The 18,679-nt window shown below is 68.9% G+C and carries 14 protein-coding genes; all 14 read left to right on the top strand.

Annotation, left to right across the window (positions count from 1 at the left end):
- Positions 1 to 130: 130 nt before the first annotated feature.
- Complete coding sequence (gene rplK / locus BUS84_RS19895; protein ID WP_053653970.1) at positions 131 to 562, top strand: 50S ribosomal protein L11; 432 nt, start codon at positions 131 to 133, stop codon at positions 560 to 562.
- 77 nt (positions 563 to 639) lie between these two features.
- Positions 640 to 1,356 (top strand): 50S ribosomal protein L1, encoded by a 717-nt coding sequence (gene rplA / locus BUS84_RS19890; protein WP_074314628.1) that lies wholly within the window; start codon positions 640 to 642, stop codon positions 1,354 to 1,356.
- 80 nt (positions 1,357 to 1,436) lie between these two features.
- Entirely contained in the window at positions 1,437 to 2,282 is an 846-nt protein-coding gene (locus BUS84_RS19885; protein WP_074314626.1) for an ABC transporter ATP-binding protein, read from the top strand.
- On the top strand, positions 2,279 to 2,968 hold the full coding sequence (locus BUS84_RS19880; RefSeq protein ID WP_074314624.1) for a hypothetical protein: 690 nt from the start codon (positions 2,279 to 2,281) through the stop codon (positions 2,966 to 2,968). Before BUS84_RS19885 ends, BUS84_RS19880 begins: the two co-directional genes overlap by 4 nt.
- A 352-nt stretch (positions 2,969 to 3,320) precedes the next feature.
- The gene (rplJ, locus tag BUS84_RS19875) at positions 3,321 to 3,866 is read left to right on the top strand and encodes a 50S ribosomal protein L10 (protein ID WP_074314622.1); all 546 of its coding nucleotides are present in this window, start codon (positions 3,321 to 3,323) and stop codon (positions 3,864 to 3,866) included.
- A 54-nt stretch (positions 3,867 to 3,920) separates the two neighbouring features.
- Positions 3,921 to 4,304 carry a 50S ribosomal protein L7/L12 gene (rplL, locus tag BUS84_RS19870; protein WP_074314620.1) on the top strand — a complete coding sequence of 128 codons (384 nt, stop codon included), beginning with the start codon at positions 3,921 to 3,923 and terminating at the stop codon, positions 4,302 to 4,304.
- A 570-nt stretch (positions 4,305 to 4,874) separates the two neighbouring features.
- A complete protein-coding gene (gene rpoB, locus BUS84_RS19865; RefSeq protein ID WP_074314618.1) occupies positions 4,875 to 8,306 on the top strand; it encodes a DNA-directed RNA polymerase subunit beta in 3,432 nt (1,143 codons plus the stop codon).
- An 80-nt stretch (positions 8,307 to 8,386) separates the two neighbouring features.
- Entirely contained in the window at positions 8,387 to 12,277 is a 3,891-nt protein-coding gene (locus BUS84_RS19860) for a DNA-directed RNA polymerase subunit beta' (protein ID WP_074314616.1), read from the top strand.
- Positions 12,278 to 12,372: 95 nt separating this feature from the next.
- Positions 12,373 to 12,741, top strand: a complete 369-nt coding sequence (locus tag BUS84_RS19855; protein WP_074314614.1) for a hypothetical protein — start codon at positions 12,373 to 12,375, stop codon at positions 12,739 to 12,741.
- A 565-nt stretch (positions 12,742 to 13,306) separates the two neighbouring features.
- Positions 13,307 to 13,687, top strand: a complete 381-nt coding sequence (locus BUS84_RS19850; protein ID WP_074318945.1) for a hypothetical protein — start codon at positions 13,307 to 13,309, stop codon at positions 13,685 to 13,687.
- A 522-nt stretch (positions 13,688 to 14,209) separates the two neighbouring features.
- A complete protein-coding gene (gene rpsL, locus BUS84_RS19845; protein ID WP_014440718.1) occupies positions 14,210 to 14,584 on the top strand; it encodes a 30S ribosomal protein S12 in 375 nt (124 codons plus the stop codon).
- A 1-nt stretch (position 14,585) separates the two neighbouring features.
- Positions 14,586 to 15,056: a 30S ribosomal protein S7 gene (gene rpsG, locus BUS84_RS19840; protein WP_007465317.1), complete on the top strand. Its 471-nt coding sequence runs from the start codon at positions 14,586 to 14,588 to the stop codon at positions 15,054 to 15,056.
- 74 nt (positions 15,057 to 15,130) lie between these two features.
- Entirely contained in the window at positions 15,131 to 17,227 is a 2,097-nt protein-coding gene (gene fusA / locus BUS84_RS19835) for an elongation factor G (RefSeq protein WP_074314612.1), read from the top strand.
- Between the two features lie 215 nt (positions 17,228 to 17,442).
- On the top strand, positions 17,443 to 18,636 hold the full coding sequence (gene tuf / locus BUS84_RS19830; protein ID WP_074314609.1) for an elongation factor Tu: 1,194 nt from the start codon (positions 17,443 to 17,445) through the stop codon (positions 18,634 to 18,636).
- Positions 18,637 to 18,679: the final 43 nt, after the last annotated feature.

Below are 18,679 nucleotides of genomic sequence, written 5' to 3'. Positions count from 1 at the left end.
GACCTCGGCGGACGAGCGGGCTGCGGCCTGCGCTACTCTTGAACGTCGCCGCTGTCGCACCGCGCTGACCGTGCGCGCCCCGAGGGCGGTGTCAGCCGCATTTTCCCAGCTCCAAGCCCCAGGAAGTGACATGCCTCCGAAGAAGAAGCTCGTCAAGACGTTCACGCTTCAGCTGCCGGCGGGCCAGGCCACGCCGGCGCCGCCGGTCGGCCCCGCGCTCGGCCAGCACGGCGTGAACATCATGGAGTTCTGCAAGTCCTACAACGCGCAGACCGAGTCCCAGCGGGGCGACATCGTCCCCGCCGAGATCAGCGTGTACGAGGACCGGTCCTTCACCTTCGTGCTGAAGACCCCGCCCGCTGCCCGGCTGCTGATCAAGGCCGCCGGTGTGCAGAAGGGCTCGGGCGTTCCGCAGAGCGAGAAGGTCGGCTCGGTCAGCCGCGCCCAGCTGCGTGAGATCGCCGAGAAGAAGATGGCCGACCTCAACGCCAACGACCTGGACCAGGCCGAGAAGATCATCGCCGGCACCGCCCGGTCGATGGGCATCACCGTCAACGACTGACCTCGGCCCCGGCCGACGACCCACCGTGGGAGGGCCCGCGCCGAGCGGCCCGCCAGAGACCACAGGAGTAATCAGCAATGCAGCGCAGCAAGAGCTACCGCAAGGCCGCCGACGTCATCGACCGGTCCAAGCTCTACACCCCCGCCGAGGCCGTGAAGCTGGCCAAGGAGACCACCAACGTCAAGTTCGACGCCACGGTCGAGGTCGCCATGCGCCTCGGCGTCGACCCCCGCAAGGCGGACCAGATGGTCCGCGGCACGGTCAACCTGCCGCACGGCACCGGTAAGACCGCCCGCGTGATCGTCTTCGCCGCCGGCGCGAAGGCCGATGAGGCCGCCGCGGCGGGTGCGGACGAGGTGGGCACCGACGAGCTGGTCGCCCGGATCCAGGGCGGTTGGCTCGACTTCGACGCGGCGATCGCCACGCCGGACCAGATGGCCAAGATCGGCCGGATCGCGCGGATCCTGGGCCCGCGCGGTCTCATGCCGAACCCGAAGACCGGCACGGTGACCATGGACGTCACCAAGGCGGTGCAGGACATCAAGGGCGGCAAGATCACCTTCCGGGTAGACAAGCACTCCAACCTGCACCTGATCATCGGCAAGGCCTCCTTCTCGGAGAGCCAGCTGGTGGACAACTACGCCGCGGTGCTCGACGAGGTGCTGCGCGCCAAGCCGTCCGCGGCGAAGGGCAAGTACCTCCGCAAGGTCATTCTGACCACCACGATGGGCCCGGGCGTCCCGGTCGACCCCAACCTGGTGAAGAACCTCACTGAGGAGTCGGCCGAGGCCTGAGCTGACACTCCGCTCCACCGGGGCGCCGCCACGACTGTGGCGGCGCCCCGGCGCGTCTGAGGTGTGACAGGCTCGACCGCATGCGGCTGGAGAACGTCTGGTTGCGGTACCACCGGCGTGGTCCGTGGGTGCTGCGGGACGTGGATGTGCGGATCGGTCCGGGTGAGGTGGCGGTCGTGCTGGGCCGCAACGGGGTGGGCAAGTCGACCCTGCTCCAGGTGGCCGCCGGGGTGCTCCGACCGGCACGGGGCCGGGTCACCGACCGGCCCGGGCGGGTGGGCTGGGTGCCGGAGCGCTTCCCGGCCGACCAGCCCTTCACCGTGGCGCGCTACCTGACCGGGATGGCCCGGACGGCCGGGCTGGACCGCGCGGCGGCCGACGAGGCCGTGACGGCGTGGACCGACCGGCTGGGGCTGGCCGCGTTCCGAGCGGTCCGGCTGCCGGAGCTGTCGAAGGGCACCGCGCAGAAGGTCGGCCTCGCCCAGGCGATGCTGCGCCCGCCGGGCCTGCTGGTGCTCGACGAGCCGTGGGAGGGGCTGGACGCCACCACCCGTGAGCTGGTTCCCGAGCTGATCGACGAGGTCCTGGCCGCCGGTGGGGCGGTCCTGGTCAGCGACCACCGTGGCGAGACGGTCCGGCTGCCGGGCGCGCGCCGCTGGACGGTGGCCGACGGCACGGTGACCGAGGAGACTTCGCCGCCGGACGGGACGATCGCGGTGATCGAGGTCGTGGTGCCGGCCGCGCGGGCCGCCGGCACCGTCGCCCGGTTGCGCGCCGAGGGCCACCAGGTGCTGCGGGTACGCACCGATGCCCGTCCCGCTCCGCCACCGGCCCGACCGGGCGGTGACGACCGGGCACCGGATGAGCCGGTGGCGGTGGACGGCCCCGGCGTGGCGGTCGATCGCGCCGCGGGGGAGGCCCGATGATCGCCCTGGTCCGGCTGCGACTGGCCGGTTTCCTGCGGACCGGTCGGGCGGTCGCGCCGCTGCTCGCCGGCCTCGTCGCGCTCGGCATCCTCTATGGCGGCGGCCGGGCCCAGCCGGCGGAGGCGTACGGCGTCTCCGCGGTGGTGCTCTTCCCGGTGCTCGCCTGGCAGACCAAGATCCTGCTGGACGTCGAACCGGACGTGCAGCGCCGGCTCGCCCAGGTGACGGTGGGGGTGGCCCGGGAACGGCTGGCCGGGCTGCTGGCCGCCGGCGTGGCGGCGCTGGTCGCGGTCGCTGTCGCGCTGGCCTTCCCGTGGTTGGTCGGCGGGGTCACCGGCCCGGTCGACGCGGCGGACCGGTCGGTGCCGGTCGGTGTCGCGCTGGGGCTGTGGGCGCATCTGCTGGTTGTACCCGCTGCGGTGGCCCTCGGGGCGCTGGCCAGCCGGGCGTCCGTGGGGGGCGCCGGGTACGGCGTCGCGGTGCTCGCCCTCGGCGGCGTCGGCGCGATGGTGCTCGGCCTGACCGGGTCGGCGGCCCCCTGGCTGGCGCCGCCGATCATGGCCGCCGCCCGGACCACCGCGGGCGACGCCGCCGCCCTCACCCTGCTCGGGCTCACCGTCTGGGCGCTGGCGTGGAGCGCCGCGGCGGTCTGCGGCTACCTGTGGCGGCGGCGGGCCAGAGGTTGACCGGTTCGGGCCGCCCGTGGGTGGCGACCCGGCGCACAGGGGGGGGATTTGGTGCTGGTCACCACGGGCGCGTACTCTTCAAGCGTCATCCGTGCCTGTCATGGATGAGGAACCACCCAGAGACCGCTGGTCACCGTGCTTCGGCACGGTCGAAGGTCCCGCGACAACGGGCGACCCGCGCAGGGCGGCAAGCGTAACTCGGCAGTGAGCATGGTCCGCCGACCGTGACGATCCGCCGGCCCTCGCCCCGTGCGCCCTGCGCCGGGGCTTTTTCGTTGTCGTGCTGCCTCCGCCCCCGTTTCCGGCTCCGGCCGCGACGGGGACCAGCCTCGAGTAACGAGAGAGGAGGGACATGGCGGACAAGCCGATCCGGGCCGACAAGGCCACGGCCGTCGCTGAGCTGACCGAGAGCTTCCGCAACGCGGGCGCCACCGTGCTGACCGAGTACCGCGGTCTGACGGTTTCCCAGCTCACCCAGCTGCGGCGCTCGCTCGGCGCCGAGACCAGCTACACGGTCGCGAAGAACACGCTGGCGAAGCGTGCTGCGACGGACGCGGGCATCAACGGCCTCGACGAGCTGTTCACCGGTCCTACCGCGCTGACTTTCGTTTCGGGCGACGTCGTCGAGGCGGCGAAGGGGCTTCGCGACTTCGCGAAGGCCAACCCGAAGCTCGTCATCAAGGGCGGTGTCTTCGAGGGCAAGGCCATTTCCGCGGCCGAGGTCACGAAGCTCGCCGACCTGGAGTCCCGCGAGGTGCTGCTGGCCAAGCTGGCCGGCGCGATGAAGGGCAACCTGAGCAAGGCCGCGGCCCTGTTCCAGGCCCCGCTGTCGAAGACCGCCCGTCTGGCGGCTGCCCTGCAGGACAAGCGCGAGAAGGAGAGCGCCGAGGCGGCCTGACGGTCTCCCGGCGCACCAGTTCTTACTTATCAGATTCAGGAAAGGACGCCAGACATGGCGAAGCTCAGCACCGACGAGCTGCTCGACGCGTTCAAGGAGATGACGCTGATCGAGCTCTCCGAGTTCGTGAAGCAGTTCGAGGACACCTTCGAGGTCACCGCCGCGGCTCCGGTCGCGATGGCCGCCGCCGGTGGGGCTCCGGCCGCCGCCGAGGCCGAGCCGGAGAAGGACGAGTTCGACGTCGTCCTCGAGGCTGACGGTGGCAAGAAGATCCAGGTCATCAAGGTCGTGCGTGAGCTGACCGGCCTGGGCCTCAAGGAGGCCAAGGACGCGGTTGAGTCCGCGCCGAAGGCCATCCTGGAGAAGGTCAACAAGGAGACCGCCGAGAAGGCCAAGGCCAAGCTCGAGGGCGAGGGCGCCAAGGTCACCCTCAAGTGACCTGACGTTCCACCAGCGCGTGCCCGGCTCGGTGAGCTGGGACACGATCGCGTCGCGGCGGGCGGTGATCCGACACGGATCGCCGCCCGCCGTGTTGGTGAACTCGCCGACAGCCGTCCTGAGCTGGGCGCTGACGGCCGCACCAGAGGACCCGAACGAGCGCGGCGGGTCGCTCTTCGGTGGGAAAGACGGGCCGACCCGGATACCGGCCCTTGACGCGGCCCCACGCTGCCAGGCACGCTGACACCAGCAAGACACCGCGCTTGCGACGGCCACGACGTGGGTAATGACAGCGGCGGCACCATCAGCCGCAGCAACCCGAGCGGCCCGGCGGGAACGTTGCGTTCCGAGCGGCCCGGCATACCCCGGTTCACGGGGGCCGAGGCACGTTCCGCAACGACCTGCGGGGTGGGCTGGACAGCGGTTAGCCTCTCGGCTACACTGCTAGTTTGCGCTGCCTTCCGACTTGACCCCTGCTCGGAAATGTCCGTTTACGGATATTTCTGGTGGGGTCATTGGAGTGCACGCGTACCAGCCGTTCTGCAGCACCGGTCCTCGGAAGGACGCATCTTGGCAGCTTCCCGCCCTGCGAAGACCAGTCGTACGTCGAGCGCATTCGCTCCCCGCCGAGTTTCATTCGGCAGGATCACCGAACACCTCGAGGTCCCCAACCTCCTCGCCATCCAGAACGAGTCCTTCGACTGGCTCGTCGGCAACGAGGGTTGGCAGGGCCGGTCGGCGGACGACCCGCACGCACGCTCGGGTCTCGCGGAGATCCTTGAAGAGATCAGTCCCATTGAGGACTTCTCCGGCACCATGTCGCTCTCCTTCTCGGCACCGCGCTTCGACGAGGTCAAGGCCTCGATCGAGGAGTGCAAGGAGAAGGACCTGACCTACTGCGCTCCGCTCTTCGTGACCGCGGAGTTCACCAACAACACCACTGGCGAGATCAAGAGCCAGACGGTGTTCATGGGTGACTTCCCGATGATGACGCCCAAGGGCACCTTCGTCATCAACGGCACCGAGCGCGTCGTGGTCAGCCAGCTCGTCCGGTCCCCGGGCGTGTACTTCGACAAGCAGCCGGACAAGACCTCCGACCGCGACCTCTCCAGCGTCAAGGTCATCCCGAGTCGGGGTGCCTGGCTGGAGTTCGACATCGACAAGCGCGACACGGTCGGCGTACGCATCGACCGCAAGCGCCGGCAGGCCGTCACGGTCCTGCTCAAGGCCATCGGATGGTCGGCCGAGCGGATCCGTGAGCGGTTCGGCTGGTCCGAGCTGATGATGACCACGCTCGAGAAGGACCACATCGCCGGCCAGGACGAGGCCCTGCTCGACATCTACCGCAAGCTGCGCCCTGGCGAGCCGCCGACGCGCGAGAACGCCCAGACCCTGCTCGACAACCTCTTCTTCAACCCGAAGAGGTACGACGTCGCCAAGGTCGGGCGCTACAAGTTCAACAAGAAGCTCGAAGTCGACGTGCCGATCACCACCGGCACGCTGACCGAGGACGACATCGTCGCCACCGTGGAGTACCTCTGCCGGCTGCACGCCGGTGAGGAGGGCTACGAGGCCGACGACATCGACCACTTCGGCAACCGGCGCCTGCGCACCGTGGGTGAGCTGATCCAGAACCAGGTTCGGGTCGGCCTCTCCCGGATGGAGCGGGTCGTCCGCGAGCGGATGACCACGCAGGACGTCGAGGCGATCACCCCGCAGACCCTGATCAACATCCGCCCGGTGGTGGCGGCGATCAAGGAGTTCTTCGGGACGTCGCAGCTGTCCCAGTTCATGGACCAGACCAACCCGCTGGCGGGCCTGACCCACCGGCGCCGGCTGAGCGCGCTCGGCCCGGGTGGTCTGTCCCGGGAGCGGGCAGGCTTCGAGGTCCGCGACGTGCACCCGTCCCACTACGGCCGGATGTGCCCGATCGAGACGCCGGAAGGCCCGAACATCGGCCTGATCGGCGCGCTGTCCACCTTCGCCCGGGTCAACCCGTTCGGCTTCATCGAGACGCCGTACCGGAAGGTCGTCGAGGGTCGGGTCACCGACCAGATCGACTACCTGACCGCGGACGAGGAGGACCGGTTCGTCAAGGCCCAGGCCAACGCGCCGCTGAAGGCTGACGGCACGTTCGCCGAGGACCGGGTCCTGTGTCGTCGTAAGGGTGGCGAGACCGAGGACGTCGTCCCCGGTGCCGTCGACTACATGGACGTGTCGCCGCGGCAGATGGTCTCGGTCGCGACCGCCATGATCCCGTTCCTCGAGCACGACGACGCCAACCGGGCACTGATGGGCGCGAACATGCAGCGCCAGGCGGTGCCGCTGGTCAAGGCCGAGGCGCCGCTGGTGGGTACGGGCATGGAGTACCGGGCCGCGGTCGACGCTGGCGACGTGGTTGTCGCCGAGGTCGGCGGTGTGATCGAGGATCTCTGCGCCGACTACGTCACCATCCACCAGGACGACGGCCACCGCCGGACGTACCTGCTGCACAAGTTCCGCCGCTCCAACGCCGGCTCCTGCGTCAACCAGAAGCCGGTCGTCTTCGAGGGCGACCGCGTCGAGGCCGGTCAGGTCATCGCCGACGGTCCTTGCACCGACGAGGGCGAGATGGCGCTCGGGCGCAACCTGCTCGTGGCGTTCATGTGCTGGGAGGGCCACAACTACGAGGACGCGATCATCCTGTCGCAGCGCCTCGTGCAGCAGGACGTGCTCACCTCGATCCACATCGAGGAGCACGAGGTCGACGCCCGGGACACCAAGCTCGGCCCGGAGGAGATCACCCGCGACATCCCGAACGTCAGCGAGGAAATGCTCGCCGACCTCGACGAGCGCGGCATCATCCGGATTGGTGCCGAGGTCGTCCCCGGCGACATCCTGGTCGGCAAGGTCACGCCGAAGGGCGAGACCGAGCTGACCCCGGAGGAGCGGCTGCTCCGCGCGATCTTCGGTGAGAAGGCGCGCGAGGTTCGGGACACCTCGCTGAAGGTGCCGCACGGCGAGACCGGCACGGTCATCGGTGTGCGTACCTTCTCCCGCGAGGACGGCGACGAGCTGCCTCCGGGCGTCAACGAGCTGGTCCGGGTCTACGTTGCCCAGAAGCGGAAGATCCAGGACGGCGACAAGCTCGCCGGCCGGCACGGTAACAAGGGCGTCATCTCCAAGATCCTGCCGATCGAGGACATGCCGTTCCTTGAGGACGGCACCCCCGTCGACATCGTGCTCAACCCGCTGGGTGTGCCGAGCCGGATGAACATCGGCCAGGTGCTCGAAACCCACCTCGGCTGGGTCGCCAAGACCGGCTGGAAGGTCGAGGGCGACGACGCGTCCTGGAAGAAGCAGCTGCGCTCGATCGGCGCCGACGAGTCCGAGGGGGACACCAACGTGGCCACCCCGGTCTTCGACGGTGCCCGCGAGGAGGAGATCGCCGGTCTGCTCTCGTCGACCCTGCCAAACCGGGACGGTAACCAGCTGATCGGCGCCAGCGGCAAGGCGCAGCTGTTCGACGGTCGCTCCGGCGAGCCGCTGCCGGACCCGATCGCGGTCGGCTACATCTACATCCTGAAGCTCAACCACCTGGTCGACGACAAGATCCACGCACGGTCGACCGGCCCGTACTCGATGATCACGCAGCAGCCGCTGGGTGGTAAGGCGCAGTTCGGTGGTCAGCGCTTCGGTGAGATGGAGTGCTGGGCGATGCAGGCGTACGGCGCCGCGTACGCCCTGCAGGAGCTGCTCACGATCAAGTCCGACGACGTCCTCGGCCGGGTGAAGGTCTACGAGGCCATCGTCAAGGGCGAGAACATCCCGGAGCCGGGCATTCCGGAGTCGTTCAAGGTGCTGCTCAAGGAGCTGCAGTCGCTGTGCCTCAACGTTGAGGTGCTGTCCAGCGACGGCGTGGCCCTGGAGATGCGCGAGACCGACGACGAGGTGTTCCGGGCCGCCGAGGAGCTGGGCATCGACCTGTCCCGGCGCGAGCCGAGCTCGGTCGAAGAGGTCTGAGGTGGGCGGTCGGGGGCCGGCGAGCCGGCCCCCGACCTCGCCCGAGTAGTAGCAGTACAGACGACGACATAGGGGACATAGTGCTCGACGTCAACTTCTTCGACGAGCTGCGCATTGGTCTCGCCACCGCCGACGACATCCGTCAGTGGTCGCACGGCGAGGTCAAGAAGCCTGAGACGATCAACTACCGCACCCTGAAGCCGGAGAAGGACGGGCTCTTCTGCGAGAAGATCTTCGGTCCGCAGCGGGACTGGGAGTGCTACTGCGGTAAGTACAAGCGCGTCCGGTTCAAGGGCATCATCTGTGAGCGCTGCGGCGTCGAGGTGACCCGCTCCAAGGTCCGTCGTGAGCGGATGGGGCACATCGAGCTCGCTGCTCCGGTGACCCACATCTGGTACTTCAAGGGCGTGCCGAGCCGGCTGGGCTACCTGCTGGACCTCGCCCCCAAGGACCTCGAGAAGATCATCTACTTCGCCTCGTACGTCGTGACGAGCGTGGACGCGGAGTCGCGTCACCGTGACCTCTCGACGATCGAGAACGAGATCCTGGCCGAGAAGCGGCAGTCCGAGAACAGCCGCGACTCGGAGATCGAGAAGCGGGCCGCCAAGCTCGAGGCCGACCTGGCCGAGCTGGAGGCCGAGGGTGCCAAGGCGGACGTCCGGCGCAAGGTCAAGGAGGGCGGAGAGCGCGAGATGCGCCAGATCCGCGACCGGGCCCAGCGCGAGATCGACCGCCTGGACGAGGTGCTGGACACCTTCCGCAAGCTGGAGCCGAAGCAGCTGGTCACCGACGAGCTGCTCTACCGCGAGCTGCGCGACCGGTTCGGTGAGTACTTCACCGGTTCCATGGGCGCCGAGGCGATCAAGGCGCTGGTCCAGAACATGGACCTCGACGCCGAGGCCGAGAGCCTGCGGGAGACCATCCGGTCCGGCAAGGGCCAGCGGAAGATCCGGGCGCTCAAGCGACTCAAGGTCGTGGCGGCGTTCCTGAACACCCGCAACTCGCCGCTCGGCATGGTGCTGGACTGCGTCCCGGTCATCCCGCCGGACCTGCGCCCGATGGTGCAGCTCGACGGTGGCCGCTTCGCCACCTCGGACCTGAACGACCTGTACCGCCGCGTGATCAACCGGAACAACCGCCTCAAGCGGCTGATCGACCTCGGCGCGCCCGAGATCATCGTCAACAACGAGAAGCGGATGCTCCAGGAGGCCGTCGACGCGCTGTTCGACAACGGCCGCCGCGGCCGGCCGGTCACCGGTCCGGGTAACCGCCCGCTCAAGTCGTTGTCCGACATGCTCAAGGGCAAGCAGGGCCGGTTCCGGCAGAACCTGCTGGGCAAGCGCGTCGACTACTCCGGCCGTTCGGTCATCGTGGTCGGCCCGAAGCTCAAGCTGCACCAGTGCGGCCTGCCCAAGCAGATGGCGCTGGAGCTGTTCAAGCCGTTCGTGATGAAGCGGCTGGTCGATCTCAACCACGCGCAGAACATCAAGTCCGCCAAGCGGATGGTCGAGCGGCAGCGCCCGGTCGTGTGGGACGTGCTGGAAGAGGTCATCGGCGAGCACCCGGTGCTGCTCAACCGGGCACCGACCCTGCACCGCCTGGGCATCCAGGCCTTCGAGCCGCAGCTGGTCGAGGGCAAGGCCATCCAGATCCACCCGCTGGTCTGCACCGCGTTCAACGCCGACTTCGACGGTGACCAGATGGCGGTGCACGTGCCGCTGTCCGCCGAGGCCCAGGCCGAGGCGCGGATCCTGATGCTGTCGTCGAACAACATCCTCAAGCCGGCCGACGGCAAGCCGGTCACCATGCCCACCCAGGACATGGTCATCGGTCTCTACCACCTCACCCACCTCACCCCCGATGAGAAGGGCGAGGGTCGGGCGTTCAGCTCGGACGCCGAGGCGCGGATGGCTTTCGACAACGGCGAGCTGCACCTGCAGGCGCCGGTGCGGATCCGTCTGCGTGGCGTGGTCGGTGTCGACAACGGCGCCGGTGCCGAGTCGTGGACCGCCCCGGAGGGCTGGGTCGAGGGTGACCCGCTGACCGTGGAGACCACCCTGGGCCGGGTGCTGTTCAACGAGACGCTGCCGCAGGGCTACCGCTTCGTGAACTACGAGATCCGTAAGGGTCAGCTCTCCGCGATCGTCAACGACCTCGCCGAGCGCTTCCCCAAGGTGGCGTTGGCCGCCACCCTGGACGGGCTCAAGGAGGCCGGTTTCCACTGGGCCACCTGGTCCGGCGTCACGATCGGCATGGAGGACGTCATCGCTCCGCCGCGCAAGGCGGAGATCCTGGCGAAGTACGAGAAGGAAGCCGACCGGATCGACAAGCAGTACCAGCGTGGTCTGATGACCGCCGAGGAGCGTCGCGGCGAGCTCATCGAGATCTGGACCAAGGCGACCAACGAGGTCGCCAAGGAGATGGACACCGCGCTGCCGCAGGAGAACCCACTGTGGAAGATGATCAACTCGGGTGCCCGCGGTAATCTGCTCCAGCTCCGGCAGATCGCGGCGATCCGTGGTCTGGTGGCCAACCCGAAGGGCGAGATCATCCCGCGGCCGATCAAGGCCAGCTACCGGGAGGGTCTGTCCGTGCTGGAGTACTTCATCTCCACGCACGGTGCCCGTAAGGGTCTCGCCGACACCGCGCTGCGGACCGCCGACTCGGGTTACCTGACCCGTCGTCTGGTGGACGTCTCGCAGGACGTGATCATCCGCGAGGAGGACTGCGGCACCGACCGGGCGATCCCGATGCAGATCGGCGAGCGCCTGGAGGACGGCAGGCTGGTCGTGCACGAGCACGCCGAGACCAGCGTGCACGCCCGTACCCTGGCCGACGACATCAAGGGGCCGGATGGCACCGTCGTCGCCGAGCGGGGTCAGGACATCAACTCCATCGGGGTCGACAAGATCGTCGCCGCCGGCGTGGAGACGGTCCGGGTGCGCAGCGTGCTCACCTGCGAGTCGAAGCTGGGTGTCTGCGGTGCCTGCTACGGGCGCTCGCTGCCGACCGGCAAGACCGTGGACGTCGGCGAGGCGGTCGGCATCATCGCCGCCCAGTCGATCGGTGAGCCGGGTACGCAGCTGACGATGCGTACCTTCCACACCGGTGGTGTCGCGGGTGAGGACATCACCCAGGGTCTGCCGCGTGTCCAGGAAATCTTCGAGGCCCGGGTCCCGAAGGGTAAGGCGCCCATCGCCGACACCCCGGGCCGGATCCGGATCGAGGACGGCGAGCGTTCGCGGAAGATCATCGTGGTGCCGGACGACGGCAGCGACGAGATCGTCTACGACAAGATCTCCAAGCGGGTTCGGCTGCGGACCCACGACGGCGGTCACGTCGAGGTCGGCGAGAAGCTCACCGAGGGCACCATCGACCCGCACGAGCTGCTGCGCATCCTCGGTCCGCGCGCGGTCCAGGTCCACCTGACCCAGGAGGTCCAGGAGGTCTACCGCTCGCAGGGCGTGCTCATCCACGACAAGCACATCGAGATCATCATCCGCCAGATGCTCAAGCGGGTGACGGTCATCGACTCCGGCTCGACCGAGTTCCTGCCGGGCGTGCTGGTCGACCGGGCGCTGTTCGAGTCGGAGAACCGCCGGCTCGTCTCGGAGGGCGGCGAGCCCGCCGCCGGTCGTCCGGTGCTGATGGGTATCACCAAGGCCTCGCTGGCCACCGACTCCTGGCTCTCGGCGGCCTCCTTCCAGGAGACCACCCGGGTGCTGACCGACGCTGCGATCAACTCGCGCAGCGACTCGCTTGTCGGCCTCAAGGAGAACGTGATCATCGGCAAGCTCATCCCGGCTGGTACCGGCATCAGCAAGTACCGCAACGTCCGGGTGGAGCCGACCGAGGAGGCCAAGGCCAAGGTCTACTCGATGACCGGGTACCCGGAGACCGACTACGGGTTCGGGCCGGCCAGCGGGCAGGCTGTGCCGCTGGACGACTTCGACTTCGGGTCGTACCGCTAAGCACCAACCACACGACGAGGCCCCCGGCATTCTGCCGGGGGCCTCGTCGCGTCCGGAGCGGCGCACCCGCGGACCGGGTTCGGCATGATGGAGGCATGACGACCGCACCCGGGCAGGTGTCCGTCGCGCAGCAGGGCCTGCGCCACCCGCTCGATCCCGACCCGGTCCGCGCCACCAAGGCGCGGGCGGTCTTCGCGCTCGGGCTGCTCGGCATGCTGACCGGCCTGTTCATCGGCGGGGTGGTGCCCGCCACGGTGGCACTCCACCTGGCGCGGCAGGCGCGCCGGGAGGCGTACGCCTCGGGGGGTTTCCTGACCGGTGGCGCCTGGCTGCGGCGGGGGGAGCGGCTGGCCTGGGCCGGTCTGGTGCTGGTCGCGGTCAGCGTGGTGGCCGCGGTGGTGATCGGGGTGGTCCGGTTGGCCGGCGCGCCGTTCGGCCACGACTACCCCGCGAACATGGACTGAGCCGCCCGCGGCCGCGCCCGGCGGGGGTGACCGCGCTTCCGGCGGTAGCCTGGCGGTGTCCGCCGCCTGGCGGTGGCTGCCCTGTCGACAGGAGGACCTCGTGACGGAACCGGCGCGGCCCCCGGCGGACGACCCGGCCGGGCACCCTGGCGCGTCGGCCGCCGGCCCGGGCGGGCCCGAGCCGAGCGGCTGGGCGCGACCCGACCCGAGCGGGCAGCCTGGTACGCCCGCAGCCTCCCCCGACCCGGGTACGGCGTCGCCACCCGACTGGGGCACCCCGCTCGCGACCACGCCCGGCTGGGGTACGCCGCCCCCTCCCGCGTCGTCCTCCGGTTGGGGCGCACCGCAGCCGGGCTGGGGTGCGACCCCGCCCGGTTCCGTTCAGCCGTACCCGGCGCCATCGCCGCACGGCTGGGGGCAGCCGTCGTCCGGCCCTGCGGGAGGGCATGGTGCGCCGGCGGGTTGGGGGCAGCCGATGCCGGGTCACGGGCCCGGCTGGGGAATGGTGCCGGGCCAGCCGGTGCCGCCACCGCCCACCGACGACCAGCGCCGGCCGCCGAAGCGGGTGGAGTCGGTGTCGGGGACGCCGTTCGGTGTCGTCTACCTGGACGTGCCCCCGGTCACCTCGGGGCTGGCCGTCGGGGCTCTGGTGGCCGGGATCGCGTCGATCCTGGTCTCGCTGCTGGTGATCTGTTTCGGGGCGCTCGGCGCGAACGCCGGCGGGGTCTGGGCGTCCGGGGCGTTCACCGTGCTCGGCGTGCTGGCCGGGGTGGCGGCGATCGGCGCCGGCCTGCTCGGTCAGCGGCAGATCCGCCGTCCCGCGCGACCGCCCGCGGTCCGCTTCACCGGCCGGGGCCTGGCGGTGGCGGGGATCAGCTGCGGCGCGGCGGGGGCACTGCTGAGCCTGCTGGGTCTGGGCCTGGCGCTGGTGATCTCCCTGGCGTGAGGCCGGTCACCTCCCGAGCCGGCACGCGGCCTGGTCGCCGCAGGTCGCGCACCGGGTCGTCGGTGCCCGCCCCGGGGGCGACGGGTGGTCCTCCGGAGAAGCCGGTACACTTGTATCCGTAGGTGCCCATCGCGGGCGACGGGGCAGGACGAGATCCGGCCGGCGGGTGTGAGACGTTCGTCGGGCCATTCCGTTTTGACCTGGGCGGCTGTGGTAGGTATTCTTTCCCCTTGTGCCCGGGCGTGCCCGGGCAACTCGTGCGTGCGCTGGATCCGGAGTACGGACGGCGACACGACAAGCCAACGATCCGGTGTGGGGCGACCCGCGTGCCGGTGACAGAACCCGGTAGGTCCGCGCGAGCGTCCCTCACCGGGACCGTGAGTTGGGCGACACGCCCGACCGCGGGTGCCGGGACCTCCGCAAGGTGGCCCTGGTCGGAATGTAGGAGAGCCGGTCATCAGGCCGGCTAACGAGCAGACGGCGCGGCCGCAAGACTGCGGCCGAAGGGAGCGGAGAAACCCGGTGCCCACGATCCAGCAGCTGGTCCGAAAGGGCCGCCAGGCGAAGACGAGCAAGACCAAGACCCCGGCGCTGAAGGGTTCCCCTCAGCGGCGCGGCGTGTGCACCCGCGTGTACACCACCACCCCCAAGAAGCCGAACTCGGCGCTGCGCAAGGTCGCTCGTGTGAAGCTCAGCAGCCAGATCGAGGTGACCGCCTACATCCCGGGCGTCGGTCACAACCTGCAGGAGCACTCGATCGTGCTCGTTCGCGGCGGCCGGGTGAAGGACCTCCCCGGCGTGCGTTACAAGATCGTTCGCGGCTCGCTGGACACCCAGGGTGTCCGCAACCGCAAGCAGGCGCGCAGCCGTTACGGCGCGAAGAAGGAGAAGAGCTGACATGCCGCGTAAGGGACCCGCTCCGCGGCGGCCGCTGGTCGCTGACCCGGTGTACAACTCGCCGCTGGTCACCCAGCTGGTGAACAAGATCCTGCTGCGCGGCAAGCGCCAGCTCGCCGAGTCCATCGTGTACGCGGCCCTCGAGGGCTGCCGCGAGAAGTCCGGCACCGACCCGGTCGTCACCCTCAAGCGGGCGATGGACAACGTCAAGCCGACCCTCGAGGTGCGTAGCCGTCGTGTCGGTGGCGCCACCTACCAGGTCCCGGTCGAGGTTCGCCCCACCCGGGCGACCACCCTGGGTCTGCGCTGGCTGGTCACGTACTCCCGCGCCCGGCGCGAGAAGACCATGGTCGAGCGGCTGATGAACGAGCTGCTGGACGCGAGCAACGGCCTCGGTGCCGCCGTCAAGCGGCGCGAGGACACGCACAAGATGGCCGAGTCCAACAAGGCCTTCGCGCACTACCGCTGGTAACACCCTGGTTCCGGCGCCCTCGGGCGCCGGAACCGCCACCAGTTGAGTCGAGACGACGATAAGTAGGGATTGAAGTGGCCGCCGCAGACGCGCTCGCCAACGTACGCAACATCGGCATCATGGCGCACATCGATGCCGGTAAGACCACGACCACCGAGCGGATCCTGTTCTACACCGGCATCACGTACAAGATCGGTGAGGTCCACGAGGGCGCTGCCGTCATGGACTGGATGGAGCAGGAGCAGGAGCGTGGTATCACCATCACCTCCGCTGCTACCAAGTGTGAGTGGAAGGGCCACACGATCCAGATCATCGACACGCCCGGCCACGTCGACTTCACGGTCGAGGTCGAGCGGTCGCTGCGCGTGCTGGATGGTGCGGTCGCGGTCTACGACGGTGTCGCCGGCGTGGAGCCGCAGACGGAGAACGTGTGGCGGCAGGCCGACAAGTACAACGTCCCGCGGATGTGCTTCGTCAACAAGCTCGACCGGACCGGCGCCGACTTCTTCCGCTGCGTGCAGATGATGATCGACCGGCTCAACGCCACCCCGCTGGTGCTCCAGATCCCGATCGGGCTCGAGGGCGACCACATCGGCGTCGTCGACCTGATCGGCATGCGCGCGCTCACCTGGCGTGGGGAGACCCAGAAGGGTGACGACTACGCGGTCGAGGAGATTCCGGCCGAGCTGGCCGACTCCGCGGCCGAGTGGCGCGAGAAGCTGATGGAGACCCTGGCCGACGTCGACGACGCGGTGATGGAGAAGTACCTGGAAGGCGAAGAGGTCTCCGTCGAGGAGATCAAGGCCGCCATCCGGCGCGCCACCATCGCCGGCAAGGCCAACCCGGTGCTCTGCGGCTCGGCGTTCAAGAACAAGGGCGTCCAGCCGATGCTCGACGCCGTGATCGACTTCCTGCCGTCGCCGCTGGACGTTCCGGCGATCGAGGGTACGGCCACCGACGGCGAGACCCCGCTGATTCGGAAGCCGTCCAAGTCGGAGCCGTTCTCCGGGCTGGCGTTCAAGATCCAGACGGACAAGCACCTGGGCAAGCTCACCTACGTCCGGGTTTACTCCGGCCTGCTCGAATCCGGCTCCCAGGTGGTCAACTCCACCAAGGACCGCAAGGAGCGGATCGGCAAGATCTACCAGATGCACGCCAACAAGCGGGAAGAGCGTGCGTCGGCGCAGGCCGGCGACATCATCGCGGTGCAGGGCCTCAAGCAGACCACCACCGGCGACACGCTCTCCGACCCGGCGAACCCGGTGATCCTGGAGTCGATGACCTTCCCGGAGCCGGTCATCTCGGTGGCCATCGAGCCGAAGACCAAGTCCGACCAGGAGAAGCTGGGCACGGCCATCCAGCGGCTGGCCGAGGAGGACCCGACCTTCCGCGTCCGGCTGGACGAGGAAACCGGTCAGACGGTCATCTCCGGCATGGGCGAGCTGCACCTGGACATCCTGGTCGACCGGATGCGGCGTGAGTTCAACGTCGAGGCCAATGTCGGCAAGCCGCAGGTGGCGTACCGCGAGACCATCCGCCGCAAGGTGGACAAGGTCGAGTACACCCACAAGAAGCAGACCGGTGGTTCCGGCCAGTACGCGCGGGTCATCGTGAGCATCGAGCCGCTGCCGCTGGACAACGACTCGCCGACCTACGAGTTCGCGAACGCCGTCAGCGGTGGCCGCATCCCCCGGGAGTTCATCCCGTCGGTGGACGCGGGCGCGCAGGACGCCATGCAGTACGGCATCCTCGCCGGCTTCCCGCTGGTCGGTGTGAAGCTGACCCTGCTGGACGGCCAGTACCACGAGGTCGACTCGTCGGAAATGGCATTCAAGATCGCCGGCTCGATGGTGATGAAGGACGCGGCCCGCAAGGCCGACCCGGCGTTGCTCGAGCCGATGATGGCCGTTGAGGTCACCACTCCTGAGGAGAACATGGGTGACGTCATCGGCGACCTCAACTCCCGCCGCGGCCTGATCCAAGCGATGGAGGAGCGCAGTGGCGCCCGCATCGTGAGGGCTCTGGTGCCGTTGTCGGAGATGTTCGGCTACGTCGGCGACCTGCGGTCGAAGACCCAGGGCCGGGCTAGCTACAGCATGCAGTTCGACTCCTACGCCGAGGTTCCGCAGAACGTCGCGAAGGAAATCATCGCCAAGGCAACGGGCGAGTAACGTCCCCGAGCAGGGTGATTCGTGGTCGGTCGCGGGAGGGTTCACCCGCCCGCGGCCACCACGGTCGAGTTGCGTGAGACCGGGCCTGTAGGCTTCATCGCCGCAGAACCCACAAAAGCTCTCCGGCCGTTCGGGCCGGAAAGGCTGTCGACAGAGTCCTAAGCGCCGACCGGCGCGCCGGGCGTACGAACCAAGAAGTCCACAGGAGGACACCAGTGGCGAAGGCGAAGTTCGAGCGGACTAAGCCGCACGTCAACATCGGCACCATTGGTCACATCGACCACGGTAAGACGACGCTGACGGCGGCCATCACCAAGGTCCTGCATGACCAGCACCCGGACCTGAACCCTTACACGCCGTTCGACGAGATCGACAAGGCGCCGGAGGAGAAGGCCCGCGGCATCACGATCTCGATCGCGCACGTCGAGTACCAGACCGAGGCGCGGCACTACGCGCACGTCGACTGCCCCGGCCACGCGGACTACATCAAGAACATGATCACCGGTGCCGCGCAGATGGACGGCGCGATCCTGGTGGTCGCGGCGACCGACGGCCCGATGCCGCAGACCCGCGAGCACGTGCTGCTGGCCCGTCAGGTCGGTGTGCCGTACATCGTCGTGGCGCTCAACAAGAGCGACATGGTCGACGACGAGGAGCTCCTGGAGCTCGTCGAGCTCGAGGTCCGCGAGCTGCTCTCCTCGCAGGAGTACCCGGGTGACGACCTGCCGGTCGTCCGGGTTTCGGCGCTGAAGGCCCTCGAGGGTGACCCCGAGTGGACCGGCAAGCTCCTCGACCTGATGACCGCGGTCGACACCTCGATCCCGCAGCCGGAGCGCGATGTTGACAAGCCGTTCCTGATGCCGGTCGAGGACGTGTTCACGATCACCGGTCGTGGCACCGTCGTCACCGGTCGCGTGGAGCGCGGCGTTCTCCTGCCGAACGAGGATGTTGAGCTCGTTGGCATCCGGGAGAAGAGCTTCAAGACCAAGGTCACCGCGATCGAGATGTTCCGGAAGACCCTGGACGACGCCCGCGCAGGCGAGAACGTCGGCCTGCTGCTGCGTGGCACCAAGCGCGACGAGGTCGAGCGCGGCATGGTCGTGGTGAAGCCGGGCTCGAACACCCCGCACACGGAGTTCGAGGCGACGGTCTACATCCTCTCCAAGGAGGAGGGCGGCCGGCACACCCCGTTCTTCCAGAACTACCGTCCGCAGTTCTACTTCCGGACCACGGACGTCACCGGTGTCGTCACTCTCCCCGAGGGCACCGAGATGGTCATGCCGGGTGACAACACCACCATGACGGTGAAGCTGATCCAGCCCATCGCCATGGAGGAGAACCTCAAGTTCGCGATCCGCGAGGGTGGCCGCACCGTCGGCGCCGGGTTCGTCACCAAGATCATGAAGTGAGCTAGGTAACCCCGATTAGACCCGCCGCCGGTCGTGCGGCATA

Source organism: Micromonospora cremea, from assembly GCF_900143515.1.
In the GTDB taxonomy this organism is placed as follows: domain Bacteria; phylum Actinomycetota; class Actinomycetes; order Mycobacteriales; family Micromonosporaceae; genus Micromonospora; species Micromonospora cremea.
This window is presented reverse-complemented; position numbering and strand designations above follow the sequence as displayed.

Excerpts from the sequence above, each read along its gene's own strand:
- rplK (WP_053653970.1), top strand. The coding sequence starts at position 131 with ATGCCTCCGAAGAAGAAGCTCGTCAAGACGTTCACGCTTCAGCTGCCG.
- rplA (WP_074314628.1), top strand. The coding sequence starts at position 640 with ATGCAGCGCAGCAAGAGCTACCGCAAGGCCGCCGACGTCATCGACCGG.
- BUS84_RS19885 (WP_074314626.1), top strand. The coding sequence starts at position 1,437 with ATGCGGCTGGAGAACGTCTGGTTGCGGTACCACCGGCGTGGTCCGTGG.
- BUS84_RS19880 (WP_074314624.1), top strand. The coding sequence starts at position 2,279 with ATGATCGCCCTGGTCCGGCTGCGACTGGCCGGTTTCCTGCGGACCGGT.
- rplJ (WP_074314622.1), top strand. The coding sequence starts at position 3,321 with ATGGCGGACAAGCCGATCCGGGCCGACAAGGCCACGGCCGTCGCTGAG.
- rplL (WP_074314620.1), top strand. The coding sequence starts at position 3,921 with ATGGCGAAGCTCAGCACCGACGAGCTGCTCGACGCGTTCAAGGAGATG.
- BUS84_RS19855 (WP_074314614.1), top strand. The coding sequence starts at position 12,373 with ATGACGACCGCACCCGGGCAGGTGTCCGTCGCGCAGCAGGGCCTGCGC.
- rpsG (WP_007465317.1), top strand. The coding sequence starts at position 14,586 with ATGCCGCGTAAGGGACCCGCTCCGCGGCGGCCGCTGGTCGCTGACCCG.